Below are 18798 nucleotides of genomic sequence, written 5' to 3' on the forward strand. Positions count from 1 at the left end.
GTGAGCGTCGCGATAATCCAGTCGCGGGGGCGGGTCCACAGTGCCCAGCCCCGCACGCGAGAAATCAAGTCTTGGCCGCTCTGTTCCCCCGATGTGACCATTTTTCCCCCAGACCCTTGCGCAGATGTACGGTGACAAAGTACTCACGGACAGTTTCAGACCGTTCGCCCGCTGTCCACAAGGGCTTTCGGTGTGTACTTTTTCTTTTGACACCGGAACGAGAGGTGGCCAGCGATGCGCGGCAAAGAACAGTGACCGCACAGCGCACCGCAAGGTCGCGCAGGTCGAGCCCACGCGCGGGGCATGTCAAGCATGTTCGGCGCGTGCGGCTTCTTTGTCGTTCCATCGTCCGGGGTCGCCCGCCACGGCCCGCGCCCACAGCGCCGCCAGCGGGAGCGTGAGCACGACCCCGACGACGCCGAAGATCCCGACGGTGCTGTGCGGAGAGAGCTGGTCCGCGAGCACCCCGCCGATCAGCGGGCTGATACCCATCATCGTGGTCAGGCCCGTGTTGGACAGGCCCATCACCTGCGCCCGCTGCTCGTCCGGCACGGCCAGGGTCAGTGACGCCGTCGCCTGCAGCAGGCAGACCGTGCCCAGTCCGCCGGAGACGATGAACAACACGATCGACGAGACGGGTCCGGGGTTCAGGAAGCAGAGCACCAGCGGCACGGCGCACAGCGCCGAGAGCGGGCCGATCAGCTTCGGCCGCAGCCGGGCCGGCACCCAGCGCGTGTAGGCGAAGGTCGCGATGACGCTGCCGATCGGGTCGGCCGCCAGCAGCAGGCCGATCGCTTCGGGGCCGCCACCCGCCGCCGAGACGTACGGTGCCGCGATGCCCTCGTAGACCGGGAGCAGGCCCATCAGCCAGGTGAACAGCACCAGCGTCCGCAGCGGGGAGCTCGCGAACGCCGTCCGGCCGCCGCCGCCGAGCGTCGCGAAGAACGACTTGCGCTGCTCGCCGGTCGCCGCGGCCGGCCGGGCGTGGACGCCGAAGCGCACGAACAGGGCCGACAGCACGAACGTGGCGGCGTCGACGACCAGCGCCACGTGCGGGTCGAGGGCGATCAGCAGCGCGCCGCCGCCGGCGAAGCCGACCAGCTGGGCGCTCTGCACGGTCATGCTCCGGATGCCCATCCCGACGACGAACCGGTCGCCTTCGAGCACCTGCGGCAGCAGGGCCAGCTGGGACGCCTTGAACGGCGGGTTGACCAGGGAGACCCCGCCGACGAGCACGCACATCAGCCAGAACGGCATGCCGGGGAGCGCGACCAGCAGGATCAGGCCGGCCCGCAGCAGGTCGACGAGCACCATCACGTTGCGGCGGGGGAAGCGGTCGGCGAAGCCGGTCAGGAAGATGCCGCCCAGCAGTGACGGCGCGTAGGTCAGGGCGTAGGTGAGGCCCGTCAGCGTCGCCGAGTTCGTCCCGGTGAACACGAGGATGGACAGCGCGACCCTGGCCAGCTGGTCGCCGGCGATCGAGAGCAGCTCGCCGAACCAGAGCGCCCGGAACTCGGCGATCCCGAACACCTCGCGGAACGTGACGCGATCCGGCGGTGCTGCCATGCGTTTTCTCCCGACCTCTTGTGCAGACCGAGTCCGTCGCATGACCTCCGGTGACGAGACGACCAGTCGGTCATGAGGCGATCACGGTACGTGAGTTACCTCAGCCAGTGTCCCGTGACTGTTGGTAAATCTCTAGGTTCTTTCGCTGGTATCGAAGTGTCACGGAGCTTTCCCGAACGGGTCAGACGATAGCCCGCAGTGTCTGACCGGTGGCTCAGGAGTCACCAATCGATCATTCCGTACCGCTTGGTCGGTCGCCAGGGGCAAAAGTAGCCACCTCGCGGCCGCGAGGTGGCTACCGGGGAAAGCGGAAAAGGTCAGCCGTCGACGGCCAGCGCGTCCTCCGCGGGGGTCCGGGCCGCCTCCGCGGCGCGGACGGCGTCCCGCTTGGCGACCTCTTCGCGGACGATGGGGATGACGTACCGGCCGAAGTCGATCGTGTCGCCGAGCATGTCGTAGCCGCGGGCGGACAGGATTTCCACGCCGAGGTCGTAGTAGTCGAGCAGGGCCTGCGCGACCGTCTCCGGCGTCCCGACCAGCGCGTTCGAGTTGCCGGCGCCGCCGGTCGCGGCCGCGGTCGGCGTCCACAGCGCGCGGTCGAAGCGCTCGCCGCTCGCCGCGATCTCCAGCAGCCGCTGCGACCCGGTGTTCTCCGGCTCGGTGAGCTTGTGCCGCCGGGTCAGCGGCTGCCCGCCCCTGGTCCGGTCCTTGATCGCCCCCACCGTGGCGTACGCCTTTTCCCACGCCAGCTCTTCGGTCGGCGCGATGATGGGCCGGAACGCCACCTGGATCCGCGGCACGTCGGAGCGGCCGGCGGCCTTCGCGGCCGCCTTGACCCAGTCGATCTGTTCGGCGGTCTGGGCCAGCGGCTCGCCCCAAAGGCAGTAGATGTCCGCTTCGGCGCCTCCGGCGGCGTACGCGGCGGGCGACGAGCCGCCGAAGGAGACCTTCGGCCGCGGCTGCTGCACCGGTTTGACGTCGCTGACGTAGTCGGCGAAGCGGTAGTACTCGCCCTCGAAGTCGAACGGCTCGTCCGACGTCCACGCCCGCTTGATGATCTGGATGGCTTCGCGGGTGCGCCCGTAGCGCTCGTCCTTCGTCAGGAAGTCGCCTTCGCGCTGCTGCTCGTGGTCGTTGCCGCCGGTGATGAAGTGCACCGTCAGCCGTCCGCCGGAGATCTGGTCGAGCGTCGCGAACGTCTTCGCCGCGAAGGTCGGGTACGAGACGTTCGGGCGGTGCGCGAGCAGGATCTGCAGCTTGTCGAGCTTCGTGGCAACGTACGCGGCCGCCTGTGCCGGGTCGGGCGAGCCGGAGCCGTAGGCGAACAGCACCCGGTCCCAGCCGAAGTCTTCGTGCGCGCGGGCCAAGCGCAGCGTGTACTCCTTGTCGAACACCCCGCCGGAGCGGGCGTGCGTCTCCGACCCGTCGTGCGTGCCCCCGATGCCCAGGAACTCCACCGGCATGCCGTCACCTTCTCTCCCGTCAGTACCCCACGGCTACGCCTGAGGCGTGGTGGGCGGCAACGGAGTCCGCAGGGTGGAACCAGCGGCGGCCGCGGGGGTGGGTTCCGCTCTGTGAGAAGGGCTTCCGGCGCCGAAACCGCGGCGTAGCTTCGGATCCGTGACCGATCTCCCGCCGTTCACCCTGGCTGTCGTGGGTGCCGGACCCCGCGGGGTCGGCGTCCTCGAACGGCTCGGCGCGAACGCCGGGGAACTGCTCGGCGGACGGCGGCTCGAGGTGCACCTGATCGACCCGTTCCCGCCGGGGCCCGGCCGGGTCTGGCGCTACGACCAGTCGCCGCTGCTGCGGATGAACTCCATGCCCGAGGACGTCACGATGTTCACCGACGACTCGGTGCGGATGGCGGGCCCGGTGCGGCCGGGGCCGTCCCTGCTGGAGTGGGCGCGGAAGGTGCGTGACGGCGCGCTCGACGCCGACGTGCCGCCCGACGTCGTCGCCGAGCTGACGGCCCTCGACCCCTTCCACTTCCCGACCCGGCGCCTGCAGAGCGCCTACCTGACCTGGGTGTACCGCAAGGTCGTGGCCGACCTGCCGGACGGCGTCGACGTCCGCGAGCACGCGGCCCGCGCGGTCGCGGTCGACGGCCGGACGGTCCGCCTCGCCGACGGGTCGGCGATCGTCGCGGACGCCGTCGTGTTCACCGTCGGGCACCTCGACGCGGAACCCGACGAACGGGAGCGCGAGCTGGTGGCGTTCGCCGCGCGGCACGGGCTGGCCTACTACCCGGCCGGCTACACCGCCGACGTCGACTACGCGGGGATCGAGCCGGGGGAAACCGTGCTGGTGCGCGGGTTCGGGCTGGCGTTCGTCGACCTGATGCTGCTGCTGACCGAGGGCCGCGGCGGCCGGTTCGAGGACCTCCCGTGCGGCGGCCTGCGCTACCACCCGAGCGGCGCCGAGCCGGTGCTGCACGTCGGCTCCCGGCGCGGGGTGCCCTACCACGGGAAGATCGGCTACCGGCTGCGCGGGAAACCGTTGCGGCTGCCCCGGTTCTTCGACGCCTACGCGATCGACGAGCTCGGCGGCGACGTGCTCGACTTCCGCGCGGACGTCTGGCCGCTGATCGCGAAGGAACTCGCGTGGGGCTACTACAGCGAGCTGTTCACCGGCCACCCGGACCGCGTCAACCTGGATTTCGCGGTGTTCGCCGACGCCTTCGCCGACCTGGCCTGGGATTCGCCCGCCATGCGCGAGCTCGTCGCGCGCGCCGTGCCCGCCGAGGCCGACCGGCTCGACCTCGACCGGCTGGACCGGCCGATGGCGGGCCGGGCCTTCGGCACGGCGGAGGAGTTCGGCAAGGAACTGCGCAAGTACGTCGAGGCCGACCTGGCGCGCCGGGCGGACCAGGAGTTCAGCGCCGACCTGGGCGCCTTCATGGCGCTGCTGTCGGTGTACGGCCAGCTGCCCACGTTGGTCCAAAAAGGACGGCTGGCGGCCGCGTCCCAGGTGTCCGACATGGACGGCTGGTTCCACGGCTTCTTCTCCTACTACGCCAGCGGGCCGCCCCCGCGCCGCCTGGAGGAGCTGCTGGCGCTGCACGAAGCGGGGCTGGTTTCCTTCGCGGGCGCGGACATGCGGGTGACGGCGGAACGCGGCGTCTTCGCGGCGACGTCGGCTAGCCACCCGGAGACGGTCGAGGCCCGCACGCTGATCGAAGCGCGGCTGCCGGGCCCGAGCGTGACCCGCGCGGCCGACGGCCTGCTCCGGCAGCTGCGCGACGCGGGCGAACTGGCGGAGGAGACGGTGGCGGACCCGCTGACGGGCGCGTTGCTGCCGTCCGGCCGCATCCACACCCGGGTATCGGACTCCCGCGTCCTCGACGGCACCGGACAGCCCCACCCGCACCGGTTCGCGGTGGGCCCCCACACGAGCGCCCGCTCGGCGGCGGCGTTCACCCGACCGCGGACGAACGCGTTGTCGTTCCGCCAGAACGACGCGGTGGCGCGGGAGATCCTCGCGCTGGCGAGCCCGCCCGGCTGACGAGGGCCGTACCCCGGGCGGCACGGACGGAGATCCGCGCCGCCCGGGCGGCGCCGGCGTCAGCAGCGGTTGAGCATGTCCGTCAGCGCGGTCTTCTCGGCGGAGTTGACCGTCAGCTTGAACTTGTACTTCACCGCGACCCACATCTCCGCGTACGTGCACCAGTAGCTGACCAGCGGCGGCTTCCACGCGTCGGGCGACTTGTCGCCCTTCTCCTGGTTGACGTTGTCGGTCACGGCGATCAGCTGCGGGTCGGTGAGGTCGTTCGCGAACGCCTGCCGCTGCGCGGTCGTCCACGACGACGCGCCGGTGCGCCACGCGTCGGCCAGCGGCACGACGTGGTCGATGTCCACATCGGACGCCGCGGTCCAGGTCGCGCCGTCGTACGGGCTGAACCACCTGCCGGAGGTCGCGGCGCAGCTGGAGTCGGTCACCACGTTCGTGCCGTCGCGCTTGAGCACCACTTCACGGGTGTTGCAGCTGTTGCCCTGGTCGATCCAGTGCGGGAACTTGTCGCGGCTGTAGCCGGTCTGCGAGCCGTCGGCCTTGACGGTCAGCGCCGCGAGCTCGGACTTCGCCGTCGTGGCCGACGGGATGCCCGGCGGGGTCGCGTCCGCGACGCCGGCCAGCGTGCCCGACAGCACCGCGGTGACCGCGAGAACGGTGAACGAATGACGAACAGCACGCCTGGTTGGCATCTGGCTGCCTCCGGGTCCAGAAGTGGGGACAGCCAACCCTGAGGCACCGGAGTGGCGAGTACAACACGTATAGGTGACGTCTTGCTGTCCGTCAGACGGCGCCCCGGACCAGCCGCAGGTCCTCGGTGTGCCGGTACCAGGTCCACTTGTTCACCGCGCGCTCGTGGACGACGTCGTCGAGGACCGGCCGGGTCGGGATGCAGCCGATCTGGAACGCCCGCGAGTACAGCGTCGTCGGCCGCTTGAAGACCGTGCCCTTCACGACGCGCACGGCGAGGCCGGGGCCGCCCGGGTCCGGCGTCACCTCGATCGACGCGGCGGGCCCCCGCAGCGCCACCTGCTCGTCGGCGTAGGCCACGCCGCGGACCATCCGCAGCTGCCCCCGCCCGACGAGCACCCCGCCGACGTCGTCGCGGATCAGGGGCACCGGGTCGACCTCGCCGCGCAACGCCAGCGCGAGCGCCCGCAGCGGCGTCTTCGGCAGGCCCCAGAGCGCGCCGACGACCGAGTCCGGCGACGACGGCACGAACCCGACCGACACGCCGGAGAGCGCGTTCTTGCGGAGCAGGCGCAGCACGACCGCGGCGAGGTCGGCGTCCGTGCCCGAGACGACCAGGTGATCGTGTTCGCCCAGCAAGGGGTCGATTTCCGCCTTGCCGGGCCGGCTCGGGACGCGGATCGACTCGACGTCGTCGACCTCTTCGAAGCCGGCCGCGTCGTCGCCACAAGCCACCACTATTCCGCGCACCCGCGGGTCCTCCGTTACGCTCATGCACCGGCATTTAGCAGCGCCACCGGTGTCCGTCCGGGACACTAAACCTCACGTCGTCGAACACCTGGAGTGTCACATGCCGGCCATCGTGCTCATCGGTGCCCAATGGGGAGACGAAGGCAAGGGCAAGGCCACCGACCTGATGGGTGACCGCGTCCAGTGGGTCGTCCGCTACCAGGGTGGCAACAACGCCGGTCACACGGTCGTCCTGCCGAACGGCGAGAACTTCGCCCTGCACCTCATCCCGTCCGGCATCCTGACCCCGGGCGTGACGAACGTCATCGGCAACGGCGTGGTGGTGGACCCGGGCGTGCTGCTCGAGGAGCTCTCCGGTCTCGAAGCGCGGGACGTCGACACGTCCAAGCTGCTGATCTCGGCCGACGCGCACCTGATCATGCCGTACCACGTGGCCATCGACAAAGTCACCGAGCGGTACCTCGGCAGCCGCAAGATCGGCACCACCGGCCGCGGCATCGGGCCGTGCTACCAGGACAAGATCGCCCGCGTCGGCGTCCGCGTGCAGGACCTGCTCGACGAGAAGATCTTCCGCCAGAAGGTCGAAGCCGCGCTGGAGTTCAAGAACCAGGTGCTGGTGAAGGTCTACAACCGCAAGGCCCTCGACGCCGACCAGGTCGCCGACGAGGTGCTGGCCGCGGGCGAGAAGTTCGCGCACCGCATCGCCGACACGCGCCTGCAGCTCAACCAGGCCCTGGAGCGCGGCGAAACCGTGCTGCTGGAGGGCTCACAGGGCACGCTGCTGGACGTCGACCACGGCACGTACCCGTTCGTGACGTCGTCGAACCCGACGTCCGGCGGCGCGAGCGCGGGCTCGGGCATCGGGCCGGGCCGCATCACGACGGTGCTCGGCATCCTCAAGGCCTACACCACGCGCGTCGGCTCCGGCCCGTTCCCGACCGAGCTGCACGACGAATCCGGCGAGTACCTGCGCAAGCAGGGCGGCGAGTTCGGCGTGACGACGGGCCGCTCCCGCCGCACCGGCTGGTTCGACGCGGTGATCGCGCGGTACGCGGTGCGCGTCAACGGCATCACCGACTACTTCCTCACGAAGCTGGACGTGTTGTCGGGCCTGGAGAAGGTTCCGGTGTGCGTCGGCTACGAAGTCGACGGATTCCGCACGCCGGACATGCCGATGACGCAGACCGACGTGCACCACGCGATCCCGATCTACGAAGAGCACCCGGGCTGGTTCGAGGACATTTCGGGGTGCCGCACGTTCGAAGAGCTCCCGGCGAACGCCCGCGCGTACGTCGAGCGCCTGGAAGAGCTGTCGGGCGCCCGCATTTCGGCGATCGGCGTCGGCCCGGGCCGCGACCAGACGATCGTGCGGCACACGTTCGTGTAAGGCGCTGTCGGCTAGGTCAGCTTGGTGCTGACCGGGGTTTCGTTCCGGAAGAGGTCGAGCACCGGGCAGTGCTCGTCGACCTCGCGCTTGAGGTCTTCGTAGCGCTCCCGGCTCGCCGGCCCTTCGAGTTCGACCGACACCCGGACGTCCCCGAACCCGGGGCGGGTGTTGAAGGAGAAGCCGAAGAAGCCGTGCAGGTCGAGGTCCCCGTCCACGGTGACCTTGATGGAGTCGACCGGGATCCCGCGCTTCGCCGCCCAGAACTGGTAGGTGATGACCTGGCAGGACCCGAGCGCGGCCAGCGCGTACTCGACGGGGTTGGCGGCCTGGTCGGTCCCGCCGAGCGCGGCGGGTTCGTCGACGGTGAAGGCGTGGTCCCGCACCTTGACCTCGACCTCGGTCTTGGTACCGGGCTTGAGAACGTGGCCGACGCTGAAGGAGACGGCAGCGTTGTGCGGATCGGCGTCGACGGCCTTGCGGGTGCCTTCGATGACTTCGGTCAGCGACATGGGGCTCTCCTGGGTGATCGGGTTTCGCCACAGCGTGGGCGAATCCCGGGTCTCCCGCTCGGGTTCTCATGCGTTGGGAGAGCCGGTGTCCGCGATGCGGAAGCGCTTGCCCGGTGGGGCGCAAGCGGATATCCGCCCCGGGATTCACGCTTCTCCGGCGACCGCGGCGAGTCCGTGGTAGCCGTGGGTTTTCGCCAGCTGTCGTGCGGCACCCAGGTAGTGGCCGGCCTGGTCGGGTGAACCGGCCGCCCGGTGGATGTGCCCGATGGCGATGAGCGCTTCGCATTCGTCGAACCGGATGCCGGTCCGGCGGGCGAGGCGGAGTGCGTGGTGGCCGCTGAGCAGGGCGTGCTCGTGGTGCCCGTCGGCGAGCCTGCTCACCGCGAGCGCGGTGAGCCCGGCGATCTCGGCGCCGGTGTCCCCGACCCCACGCCCCGCGTCGAGCGCCTCCTCCGCGAGGCGGATGGCCCGTGTGGAGTCGCCGGTGGCGGCGTGGATCCTGCTGAGCACCGCGAAGGCGTAGGCCTCGGTGCACCGGTCGTTGGCGCGCCGGGCGAGCTCGGCGGCTTCTTCGGCGACGGAACGGGCCGTGCCGTAGTCGGCCGCGCGGGCGCGCACGCGGGCGAGCAGGAGCAGGTCGTCCGGGCAGCGTGTGTCCGCGGCCAGCGCGGCGTGCATCGCGGTCGCCTCCGGCAACCGGCCGCGGTGTTCGTGGAGGATGCCGAGATTGCGGCGGCAGACCGGGTTCCGCTCCGGGTCGAGCGCGGCGGCTTCGGCGAACAGCGTGCCCGCCCGGTCGAGCTCGCCGGTGACGAGGTGGACGGTGGCCAGGTTTTCCAGCACCCCGACCACGCCCCGCCGGAACCCGAGTTCGCGGTAGAGCCGGAGAGCGGCTCGGAAGTGGGTGATGGCGGGCTCGAAGTCGTAGCGGAGTGCGCACGTGGCCGCGAGGTTGTTGTGCGCGGCCGCCCGCGGGCCGGCCTCGCCGGTGGCGTCCGCGGCGGCGAGGCCGATCCGGGCGAGTTCCGGACCTTCCGCGAGCCACGTCATCATGCTGTGGCCGCGCAGGGCGTCGACGAGCTGCCAGGCCGGCTCGTGGTACCGGTGGGCGTGGGCGTGGCGGATCGCCGCGACGAGGTTGGGGACTTCGTCGTCGAGCCACGTCCGGGCGGCTTCCTCGCTGTCGAACGGACACCGCGGCCGCGGTGCAGACTGTCGCAGCACGGCCGGGTACAGCAGGTCGGCGGCCGCGCTGGTGTGGGCGAGGTAGTGGTCGAGCAGCGCGCGCGTCGCCGTGTCGCGGTCCTTTTCGGAGCATTCGATGGCCGCGCGTTCGGCGGCGTACCGGCGGAGGAGCTCGTGCAGCCGGTAGCGGCCCGGCGCGTGCTCCTGAACGAGGTGGGCCGAAGCCAGTCGTTCGAGGTGGCGGGCCACCGTCGTGGCCGGAGCACCGGTCAGCGCGGTGACCGCCGCCGGGGTCGTGTCCGGACCCGGCACCAGGCCGAGCAACCGGAACGTGCGGCGGGTCGCGGTGTCGAGCGCGGAGTAGGAGAGGTCGTACGCGCCCCGGACCGCGCTGGTTTCGCCGTCGGTCGTCAGGCTGTCCAGCACACCGTGGGCGCGCAGGTCGGCGAGGTGATCGGCAATCCGGCGGCCGGCCCGGTGCCGGAGCTGGGCACCGGTGATGCGCAAGGCGATGGGCAGCCGCGCGCACGTCTCGGCCAGTTCGGCGGTGGCCGCCGGCTCGCGGGCCGCTCGCTCGGGCCCGATCGCGGCCGCGAGCACGGCCACCGCGTCGGCCGCGTCCAGGACGTCCAGCGTGACGCGCTGGGCGCCGTCGAGGGCGACCAGGCCATCGAAGCGGTGGCGACTGGTCACCAGGACCACGCAATCCGGTGCCGCGGGCAGCAGCGGCCGGACGTGCCCGGGATCGAGGGCGTCGTCGAGCACGCAGAGCACGGATTTGCCCGTCAGCGCGGATCGGTACAACGCCGCGGCTTCGTCGACGTCCTCGGGGATCTGCCGCGCCGGGACGCCCAACGCCCGCAGGAACCGCCCGAGAACCGGTCCCGGCCGGGCCGAGCGGCGGAGGTCGGCGTACAGCTGCCCGTCGGGGAAGCGGTCGCGGACCCGGTGCGCCCACTGCGTCGCGAGGTCCGATTTGCCGACCCCGGCGGTGCCGACGACGACGCCGAGGCTCGGGCCGTCGCCTCCGGGCAGCAGCCGGTCGAGGGCCAGCAGTTCGGTGCGCCGTCCGCGAAAGCCCGCCGCGGCCCGGGGCAGCTGCGCGGGGCGCAGCGGCGAAGGAGCGGAGACGGTCTGGTGCCGCAACACGGCCAGATGCGCCTCCCGCAGGTCGGCACCCGGTTCGGCACCCAGGTCACCGGCGAGCCTGCTGGTGATCGTGTCGAAGGCGTCGAGCGCCGCTGCCGGCTGCCCGGCGGCGGCCAGCGCGAGCATCAGCAGCGCCCAGAGCCGTTCGTGCAGCGGGTGGTCGGCCACGAGCCGGTGCAGTTCGGCGGCCACTTCCCCGCAGGCACCCAGGTTGAGCCGCGCGCGGCAGTGGTGTTCGACGGCGGCGAGCCGGGCCTCGAGCAGCCGGCGCGCCTCGCCCTCGACCGCGGCGGTCGGGGCGAGGTTGCCCAGCGGATGTCCCCGCCACAGCGCCAGTGCCCGCCCGAGCGTCTCCGCGGCGCCCTCGTCGTCGCCGGTGAGGAGCGCCCGGTGCCCCGCCGCGGCGAGGCGCTCGAACCGCTCGGCGTCCAGTTCGTCCGGCCGGACTTCGAGCAGGTAGCCGCCGGCCCGGGCGTGGATCCGCCGGGCGCCGTCGTCCAGCGTGGCGAGCTGCCGGCGCAACTGGGCGACGTGGGTGCGCAGGTTCGCGGTCGCCGACGGCGGCGCCGCCTCACCCCAGATCACCTCGATCAGCCGGTGCGGCGGAACCACCACACCGGGCGTCATCAGCAGGGCGGCGAGCAGCGCGCGTTGCCGTTGCGAGGCCAGCTGGAGGTGCACGGTTCCCGACCGGACCTCGACCGGGCCGAGGAGCAGGAACTCCACGGCATCCCTCCCCGTGAGCGCGGCGTGACCAGTCGATGTTCGCCGGATGTGCCGATCCTGTACAGCCTCTCTGCCACGGTCGGTGTCGCGGGGGGTGCCGGCGGCGCGCACGGAGGGGCGAGGGGGCTCGCCGTGCGCGCGTCGGCCCCCCGTTTCCCGGCACCTGGGAAGCCGGAAATCGCTCGCGCCGCTGGCTAGCTTGGGATCATGACCATCGGAGTCACACTGCCCGCGGGGGACACCGGAACCGCGGCCAACCTCGTCGACGAGCTGATCACCCAGACCCGTCAAGCCGCCGGAGCCGGGCTGAAGTCCGTCTGGTTCTCGCAGCTGCCGTTGACCCCGGACGCCATCGCGGTCGCCGCGCTCGCCGGGCGGGAGGTGCCGGGGATCGAGGTCGGGACGTCGGTCGTGCCCACCTACCCGCGGCACCCCTTTTTGGTCGCGAGCGCGGCGCAGACCGCGCAGGCGGCGACCGGGGGCCGGTTCACGCTCGGGATCGGGCTCGGGTCGAAGGGTTTTCTCGGGCCGGTCTACGGCGTCGAGTACCCGCCGCCGATCCGGCACCTGCGCGAATACCTGACCGTCCTGCGGCAGGTCTTCGCCGGTGAGACCGTCGAGTTCGAAGGCGAGACGCTCGCCGCCCGGGCGCTCGGACCGTCCACTGTGTCCGGTGGGGACGACGTCCCGATCGTCGTCGCGGCGATGGGGCCGCAGGCGCTGCGCGTCACCGGTGAGCTCGCCGACGGCACGCTGCCGTTCCTCGCCGGGCCGAGAGCGCTTTCCCAGGAGATCGTCCCGGCCCTGCCGGACGGCAAGCGGATCATCGCCGCCGTCCCGGCGGTCGTCACCGACGATCCCGACGCGGTCCGGGCGCTGGCCGTCGAGCAGATGGCCATCTACGGGCAGATCCCGTCGTACCGGCGGATCCTCGAGGTCGAGGGCGTCGACCACCCGGCGGACCTGGCGATCATCGGCGACGAGAAGACCGTCGTCGAAGGGCTCCGGCGGTACTACGACGCCGGCGCGACGGACGTGCTCGTCTCGCAGACCGGCATCCGCTCCGCCGAAGAGCGGCTCCGGACGTGGGAGGTCGTCAGCTCATCCGGTTCGTGAGGGTCGCCGTCACCGACATCTCCTCCAGGTCCAGTTCGCGCATGACCTTCCGCAGCACTTCGTCGTCGAGCCGGCCGGCGCGGTTCTCCTCGATCATCGCCTTGCGCTGGGTGATCAGCAGCTCGCGCCGGGCCTTCGCGAACTGGGCCTGCGGGCTGCCGGACCGGTCTTCGCCGGACAGCGTGATCGCGGCCTTGGCGAAGCGGTAACGCGTGTCGATCAACCGCTGGAGCCGTTCCTTCAGCCGGTCGACCTTCTCCTGGGGCAGATCCAGCGACGCCAGCCGCTCGCGGCTGATCTCGCGCAGCCGCTCCTGCGCGGCCTGCTTCGCGACTTCGCGCGCGGCCAGCTCTTCGGCCTCGTCTTGGGCGGCCTCGGCCGGGTCCTCGACCTTCAGGAGGCGGATCAGCGGCGGCAGCGTCAGTCCCTGCAGCAGCACCGTGCCGATGGCCACGGTGAACGCGAACAGCTGGATCTCCGCGCGCCCCGGGGTGTCCGCCGGGACGCCGGCCGCCGCGGCGAGCGTCACCACGCCGCGCATGCCGGTCCACGAGACCACCACCAGCGTCCGCCACGACGGCGCCGCGCGGTCACGGCCGAAGAGCCGGACCGTCTGCGGCAGGTAGGCCGACACGAACACCGCGGGGATCCGCACCAGCATCGTCACCGCCAGCACGGCCGCCGCGACCAGCGCGAGCGTGCCGTTGTCGCGGGCCGCGTCCCGGGCGCCGTCCAGCACGACCGGCAGTTGCAGCCCCATCAGCGCGAACACCAGCGCTTCCAGCAGGACGTCGATCGACGCCCACACCGATCTGTCCTGCATGCGGGTCGCCGGTGAGGCGTACAGCGCGCGGTGGCCCAGCAGCAGGCCCGCGGCGACGACGGCGAGCACACCGGACCCGCTGAAGTCCTCGCTGAAGGGGTGCAGGTGCTCGGCGGTGACGTAGGCGGCGAACGGCACGATGATCCCGAACGCCGACTCCATCAGCGGGTCGTCGAGCTGCCGCCGGATGAGCACCACGGCCGCGCCGATGGCCAGGCCGACGCCGATGCCCAGCACGGTCGCCACCCCGAACACGGCGAACCCGTGCCCGGCCGAGCCCGCGGTGCCCGCGACGGCGGCGAGCGCGACCTTGTACAGCGTCAGCGCGGCGGCGTCGTTCACCAGGCTTTCCCCGGTCAGCACGGTCATCACCCGCCGGGGCAGGCCGAGCTTGCGGCCGATCGCCACCGCGGTCACCGCGTCCGGCGGCGCCACCACCGCGCCGAGCACCAGCGCGGACGCGAACGGCACGTCCGGCAGCAGCAGGTGCACGACGACGGCGACGACCACGGCGGTCAGCGCGACCAGCACCACGCCCAACGCGACGATCGGCCGCAGCGCCCGCTTGAAGTGCGTCAGCGAGCTCTCGAGCGACGTCGAGTAGAGCAGCGGCGGCAGCACGGTGGTGAGCACCAGCTCGGGCTCCAGCTCGAACCGCGGCACGCCGGGGATCAGCGCGACGCCGAGCGCGACGACCACCACCAGCAGCGGCGCGGAGAGGTTGCAGCGCCGCGCGATCGCCGTCAGCGCCAGCGAACCGGCCAGCACGCCCATCAGCGTCAGAATTTCCACGAGCCTGATCTTTCCGCAGGTCGCGGGCCTCTGCTCGACTTCCGTTCAGCGGAACGGGCTGGATTCTGTCGGACCCCCGTTGCATACTTGTGCGCAATCCGCACATGTGTGCGGAGAACGTGCACCGACGCACCCCGGAGGTTCTGATGTCCCCTGGCACCCGCGGCTGGGTCGTGCCCCTGGCCTGGACCGCCGTCCTGCTCGACGGGTTCGACCTCGTCGTGCTCGGCACCGTGCTGCCCGTGCTGCTGCGCGGCCACGTCTGGGGCCTGACCCCGGCGACGGCGTCGGTCGTCTCGACCGTCGGGCTGGCCGGGATGATGCTGGGCGGGCTGGCGATCGGCACGGTCACCGACGTCATCGGCCGCCGGAAGTCCCTGATCATCTCCGTGACGCTGTTCTCCCTGTGCACGCTGCTGTGCGCGTTCGCGCCGTCGGCGTTCGTCTTCGGGCTGCTGCGGTTCGTCGCCGGGCTCGGCCTCGGCGGCTGCCTGCCGACGGCGATCACGCTGGTCACGGAGTACGCGCGCCACGGCAAGGCCGGCAGCGCGACGACCACGGTGATGACCGGCTACCACGTCGGCGCGGTGCTGACCGCCCTGCTGGGCATCGTGCTGATCTCGCCGCTGGGCTGGCGGGCGATGTTCGTCGCCGGCGCGGTGCCCGCACTGGTCCTGGTCCCGCTGATGCTGAAGTTCCTGCCGGAGTCGGAGTCGTTCCAGCGGGTCCGCGGGACCGAGCGGTCGGCCGGGCACGCCGTCGCCGGGCTGTTCCGCGGCGGCCTGCTGCGCGCGACGATCGCGTTCTGGGTGACGTCGTTCATGGGCCTGCTGCTGGTGTACGGCTTGAACACGTGGCTGCCGGAGATCATGCGCCAGGCCGGGTACCCGCTCGGCGCGGCGCTGAGCCTGCTGCTGACCCTGAACGTCGGAGGCATCGCGGGCCTGCTCGTCGCGGGCCGGGTCGCCGACCGCGTCGGCATCCGGCCGTCGGCCGTCGCCTGGTTCTGCGCGGGCGCGGTCTTCTTGGCGCTGCTGAGCGTGAAGCTGCCCGCGGTCGGGCTGTACGCGGCGGTGTTCCTGACGGGCTGTTTCGTGTTCAGCGCCCAGGTGCTGGTGTACGCCTACATCGGCCGGATCTACCCGGACGCGATCCGCGCGACGGGCCTCGGCTGGTCGGCGGGCATCGGCCGCCTCGGCGCGATCTCGGGCCCCCTCCTCGGCGGCGCCCTGCTGACGGTGGGAATCGCGTACCCGTGGGGGTTCTACGCCTTCGCCGGGGTCGGCGCGCTGGGCGCGGCGGCCGTGACGGTGGTCCGCCCCGGCCGCCACTCCCCGGCGCCGAGCGTCAGCCCAGCTCCTTCAGTTCCTGCTCCACCGCAGCCAGTTCCGCCTCGGAACCCTGGACCTTCGGTCCCGTGAACCACTTCCGGGCCGAAAGCACCCACCACAGGGCCGCCCCGCCCAGGACCACGAGGAAGGCGATCGGCGTGTAGTTGAACGAATCGGCCGTCACCGGTGAGACCTGCGGCAGCATGAAGAGCACGAAGATCAGCGCGACCCACACCGTCGCGATGATGCCGACCGGCTTGCCCCAGCGGCCGAGCGTCCACGGGCCCGGCTCGAACGAGTCGCCGCGGCGGACGCGCAGGAACACCGGGATCACGTACGCCACATACAACCCGACCACGGCGATCGAGGTCACCGCGGCGTAGGCGGTCGCGCTCCACAGGTACGGCAGGGCCAGCACCAGCGCGCCGCCCGCGGCGAGCCACACGGCGTTGGTCGGCGTCTGCGTGCGCTTGTTGATCCGGTGCCAGAGGCCCGAGCCCGGGATCGCGCCGTCCCGGGCGAAGGCGTAGATCATCCGGGAGTTCGCGGTCACCGAAGCCATACCGCAGAACAGCTGGGCGCCGATGCAGATCAGCAGCAGGAACTTGCCGGTGACCGCGCCGGTGGCGTCGATGAAGATCTGCGCGGGCGGGACGCCGGTCGCGGAGCCCACCGCGCCGTCGTAGTCCTGGATGGCGAACGTCAGGCCGACCAGCAGGACCCAGCCGGCGACGAGGGAGACGACGATGGACATGACGATGCCGCGCGGCCCGGCCGTCGCCGCGCTCTTCGTCTCCTCGGTCATGTGCGCGGACGCGTCGTAACCGGTGAGCGTGTACTGCGCGACCAGCAAGCCGAGCGCGAAGACGTAGAACGTGGAGCCCCAGCCCGTCTGGTTGACGAAGCTGCCGAAGACGAACGACGCGTCCTGGTGCTTGGCCGGCACGAAGACCAGCACGCCGACGATCACCAGCACGCCGATCAGGTGCCACCACACGCTGACGTTGTTGAGGATGGCCACGATCCGGACGCCGAAGGTGTTCAGCAGCCCGTGCACCACGAGGATGATCGCCAGCAGCAGGATCGTGTGCCCCGGCGTCGCCTCGAAACCGAACTGCAGGTCGAGGAACGCGTTGAGGAACAGCGCCGCGCCGAAGTCGATGCCCGCGGTCACCGCGATCTGGCCGATGAGGTTGAACCAGCCGGTGAACCACGACCACGCGGGGCCGTTCTTCGGGGCCAGTTTCGCGGCCCAGTAGTACAGCCCGCCGGCGGTCGGGTAGCTGGAGCAGACCTCGGCCATGCCGAGCCCGACCAGGATCACGAACAGCCCGACCAGCGGCCAGCCCCAGATCATCGCGGCCGGGCCGCCGGTCTTCATGCCGAAGCCGTAGAGCGTGAGGCAGCCGGAGAGGATCGAAATGATCGTGAAGGAGACGGCGAAGTTCGAGAACGCCGACATCGTCCGTTTGAGCTCCTGCGCGTACCCCAGCTGGTGCAGGCGGGCGCTGTCTTCGTCGGCGTGGTCGGGGGTGGTCTGCTGGTCGGAAACGTCCATCGGGCACCTCTTGAAAGGTATGCGGCCAGACCAATGAATTCGCCGAAGGTAGCCCCGGCCCCCGAGGGTGTCAAGCCTCCGTCAAGAACTCGTCCAGCCGGCGCAGCAGGGGCCTCTTCCAGGTAATCGGTGGCGGTCCGGCCGGGCAGGGCGTCGGAGCGGAGGAACGCGGTGCCGGCCATCCCGGCGGGCCCGGTGACCCTCGTCCGCACGAGGTCGGTAAAAGGTACGCCGGCGATCCGTTCCGCGATCAGGCCGAGGACGACGAACGCGCTGTTCTTGTAGCGGAACCGGTCGCCGGGCGGGAACCGCTGCGGGAAGCCGCCGAGCGCGGCGAGGTGGTCGGCCGACGACTTCGCGGGCCGTCGTGGTGAGCTCCAGGCGGCCGTCGGCGACCAGGCCGACCACGGCCGGCGCCGCGGCTGACCAGCACGGCACCGGAAAAGGGCGCTCCCATGGACTCGGCGTCCGCGGGAGCGCCCTGAAAGGCAAAGCGATTACCGGCCCAGGAACGCGTGCAGCGACTCGAGCGCGGTGTCGGGCTGGTCGGCGAAGAAGCCGTCGACGCCGGCCTGGAGGAACGCCGCTTCTTCGGTGAACACGTCACCGTAGGCGTCCGGCTCGGCCGAGGACCGCAGGTTCGCGGGCAGGAACGGGTTCTCGTTCCGGAACGTGTACGGCTGGACCTTCAGGCCGGCCCGGTGCGCGTCCGCGACGAGCGTGGTCGGCGTGCCCAGGTTGTCGTTCTTGTCCCGCGGGATGACCTGCGCCTTGTCCGGCCCGAGGTACTTCGCGTACTTCGCGACTTCGCGCAGCCCCTGCGGCGTGACGAGGTCCGCGTACGTCCGCTTGTCGCCCTTCGCGACGAAGTCCGCCGGAGCACCGCTCGCCGACGTCAGCTGCAGCAGCGGCGTGCGGAGCTGCTTGTGCAGCGCGATCAGGTTCGACACCTCGAACGACTGGATGATCGCGGGCGCGTCCGGCCGGTCGAGGCCGTTGCGCTTGAGGATCGCGACCAGCTTCGGCTCGGTCGGGTTGCCGATGGACTGGAAGAACGTCGAGTGCTTGACCTCGGGGTAGGTGCCCAGCGTCCGGTGCAGCTCGCGGCCGAGGCGCCGGGTCAGGTCGAGGACCTCCTGGTAGGAGGCGATCTGGTAGCGGCCGTTGTACAGCGTGTTGTGCGGCCGGTTCTGCGGGATGCGCTCGACCGCGCGCAGCGTCTTCAGCTCGGCCAGCGTGAAGTCCTGGGTGAACCACCCGGTGGTGGTGACCCCGTCGAGCACGACGGTCTTCTTCCGGCTCGCGAACTCGGGGTGCTTCGCGACATCGGTGGTGCCGCCGATCTCGGGCTCGTGCCGGGCGACGAGCTGCCCGTCCTTGGTGGGCACGAGGTCGACGTCGACCCAGTCGACACCCATCCGGAAGGCGAGCTCGTAGGAGGCGAGGGTGTGCTCCGGCCGGTACCCGGGCGCGCCGCGGTGTCCGATGATCACGGGCTCATCGTGGCCCCGCCCCCGCGCGGCGGCATCGCCGGACCCGCTTTCGGCGGCACTCGCCGACCCGACGGCAACTCCGGTGACGCTCAGCAACGCCAGCCCCGCCAAAGCGAGGATGCCGACACGTTTGCGCTTCATCTGGTGACCTCTTTTCCCACAGGGTGTGCCCTGACTACCCGCGCCACCCTCGATGTCGCAAGCATCCGAAGTACG

At 71.4% G+C, this 18798-nt stretch carries 13 protein-coding genes and 1 pseudogene; 4 read left to right on the forward strand and 10 right to left on the reverse strand.

The window, feature by feature from the left end; all coding sequences use genetic code 11:
• Positions 1–306: 306 nt before the first annotated feature.
• Both ACLJOU_RS04220 and ACLJOU_RS04225 read right to left on the reverse strand, forming a co-directional pair.
• Complete coding sequence (locus ACLJOU_RS04220) at positions 307–1566, reverse strand: MFS transporter (RefSeq protein WP_410563271.1); 1260 nt, start codon at positions 1564–1566, stop codon at positions 307–309.
• A gap of 317 nt (positions 1567–1883) precedes the next feature.
• Positions 1884–3029: an LLM class flavin-dependent oxidoreductase gene (locus tag ACLJOU_RS04225; RefSeq protein WP_410563274.1), complete on the reverse strand. Its 1146-nt coding sequence runs from the start codon at positions 3027–3029 to the stop codon at positions 1884–1886.
• Positions 3030–3186: 157 nt separating this feature from the next.
• On the opposite strand from ACLJOU_RS04225, the gene ACLJOU_RS04230 reads away from it, so the two are divergent.
• Positions 3187–5067: an FAD/NAD(P)-binding protein gene (locus ACLJOU_RS04230; protein ID WP_410563276.1), complete on the forward strand. Its 1881-nt coding sequence runs from the start codon at positions 3187–3189 to the stop codon at positions 5065–5067.
• Positions 5068–5126: 59 nt separating this feature from the next.
• Here ACLJOU_RS04230 and ACLJOU_RS04235 read toward each other — a convergent pair whose 3' ends face one another.
• Positions 5127–5765: an HNH endonuclease family protein gene (locus tag ACLJOU_RS04235; protein WP_410563278.1), complete on the reverse strand. Its 639-nt coding sequence runs from the start codon at positions 5763–5765 to the stop codon at positions 5127–5129.
• Between the two features lie 91 nt (positions 5766–5856).
• Positions 5857–6501, reverse strand: a complete 645-nt coding sequence (locus ACLJOU_RS04240) for a hypothetical protein (protein ID WP_410564716.1) — start codon at positions 6499–6501, stop codon at positions 5857–5859.
• 112 nt (positions 6502–6613) lie between these two features.
• Between ACLJOU_RS04240 and ACLJOU_RS04245 the strand changes: the two genes are divergently transcribed.
• Positions 6614–7900 (forward strand): adenylosuccinate synthase, encoded by a 1287-nt coding sequence (locus ACLJOU_RS04245; protein ID WP_410563279.1) that lies wholly within the window; start codon positions 6614–6616, stop codon positions 7898–7900.
• A gap of 11 nt (positions 7901–7911) precedes the next feature.
• On the opposite strand, the gene ACLJOU_RS04250 is transcribed toward ACLJOU_RS04245, so the two are convergent.
• Together ACLJOU_RS04250 and ACLJOU_RS04255 are read right to left on the reverse strand one after the other, a co-directional pair.
• Positions 7912–8409 carry an OsmC family protein gene (locus ACLJOU_RS04250; protein WP_410563280.1) on the reverse strand — a complete coding sequence of 166 codons (498 nt, stop codon included), beginning with the start codon at positions 8407–8409 and terminating at the stop codon, positions 7912–7914.
• Between the two features lie 144 nt (positions 8410–8553).
• Positions 8554–11469: a BTAD domain-containing putative transcriptional regulator gene (locus ACLJOU_RS04255; RefSeq protein ID WP_410563282.1), complete on the reverse strand. Its 2916-nt coding sequence runs from the start codon at positions 11467–11469 to the stop codon at positions 8554–8556.
• Between the two features lie 207 nt (positions 11470–11676).
• Here ACLJOU_RS04255 and ACLJOU_RS04260 point away from each other — a divergent pair, with 207 nt between their 5' ends.
• Positions 11677–12585 (forward strand): TIGR03564 family F420-dependent LLM class oxidoreductase, encoded by a 909-nt coding sequence (locus tag ACLJOU_RS04260; protein WP_410563283.1) that lies wholly within the window; start codon positions 11677–11679, stop codon positions 12583–12585.
• On the opposite strand, the gene ACLJOU_RS04265 is transcribed toward ACLJOU_RS04260, so the two are convergent.
• Complete coding sequence (locus tag ACLJOU_RS04265) at positions 12566–14200, reverse strand: cation:proton antiporter (RefSeq protein ID WP_410563285.1); 1635 nt, start codon at positions 14198–14200, stop codon at positions 12566–12568. The genes ACLJOU_RS04260 and ACLJOU_RS04265 overlap by 20 nt on opposite strands.
• 146 nt (positions 14201–14346) lie before the next feature.
• Between ACLJOU_RS04265 and ACLJOU_RS04270 the strand changes: the two genes are divergently transcribed.
• Complete coding sequence (locus tag ACLJOU_RS04270) at positions 14347–15621, forward strand: MFS transporter (RefSeq protein WP_410563288.1); 1275 nt, start codon at positions 14347–14349, stop codon at positions 15619–15621.
• On the opposite strand, the gene ACLJOU_RS04275 is transcribed toward ACLJOU_RS04270, so the two are convergent.
• The 3 genes and pseudogenes from ACLJOU_RS04275 to ACLJOU_RS04285 all read right to left on the reverse strand — a co-directional run bounded on the left by ACLJOU_RS04275 (position 15548) and on the right by ACLJOU_RS04285 (position 18723).
• Positions 15548–16993, reverse strand: a complete 1446-nt coding sequence (locus ACLJOU_RS04275) for an amino acid permease (RefSeq protein ID WP_410564718.1) — start codon at positions 16991–16993, stop codon at positions 15548–15550. The genes ACLJOU_RS04270 and ACLJOU_RS04275 overlap by 74 nt on opposite strands.
• Positions 16909–17475 (reverse strand): annotated as a pseudogene (locus ACLJOU_RS04280) (serine hydrolase); the annotation flags it as partial. The pseudogene ACLJOU_RS04280 and the gene ACLJOU_RS04275, both read right to left, overlap by 85 nt.
• Before the next feature lie 111 nt (positions 17476–17586).
• Positions 17587–18723, reverse strand: coding sequence for a glycerophosphodiester phosphodiesterase (locus ACLJOU_RS04285; protein WP_410563290.1), 1137 nt, complete (start codon positions 18721–18723; stop codon positions 17587–17589).
• Positions 18724–18798: the final 75 nt, after the last annotated feature.

Origin of the sequence: Amycolatopsis sp. cmx-4-61 (assembly GCF_046548775.1) — a bacterium.
Lineage (GTDB): Bacteria > Actinomycetota > Actinomycetes > Mycobacteriales > Pseudonocardiaceae > Amycolatopsis.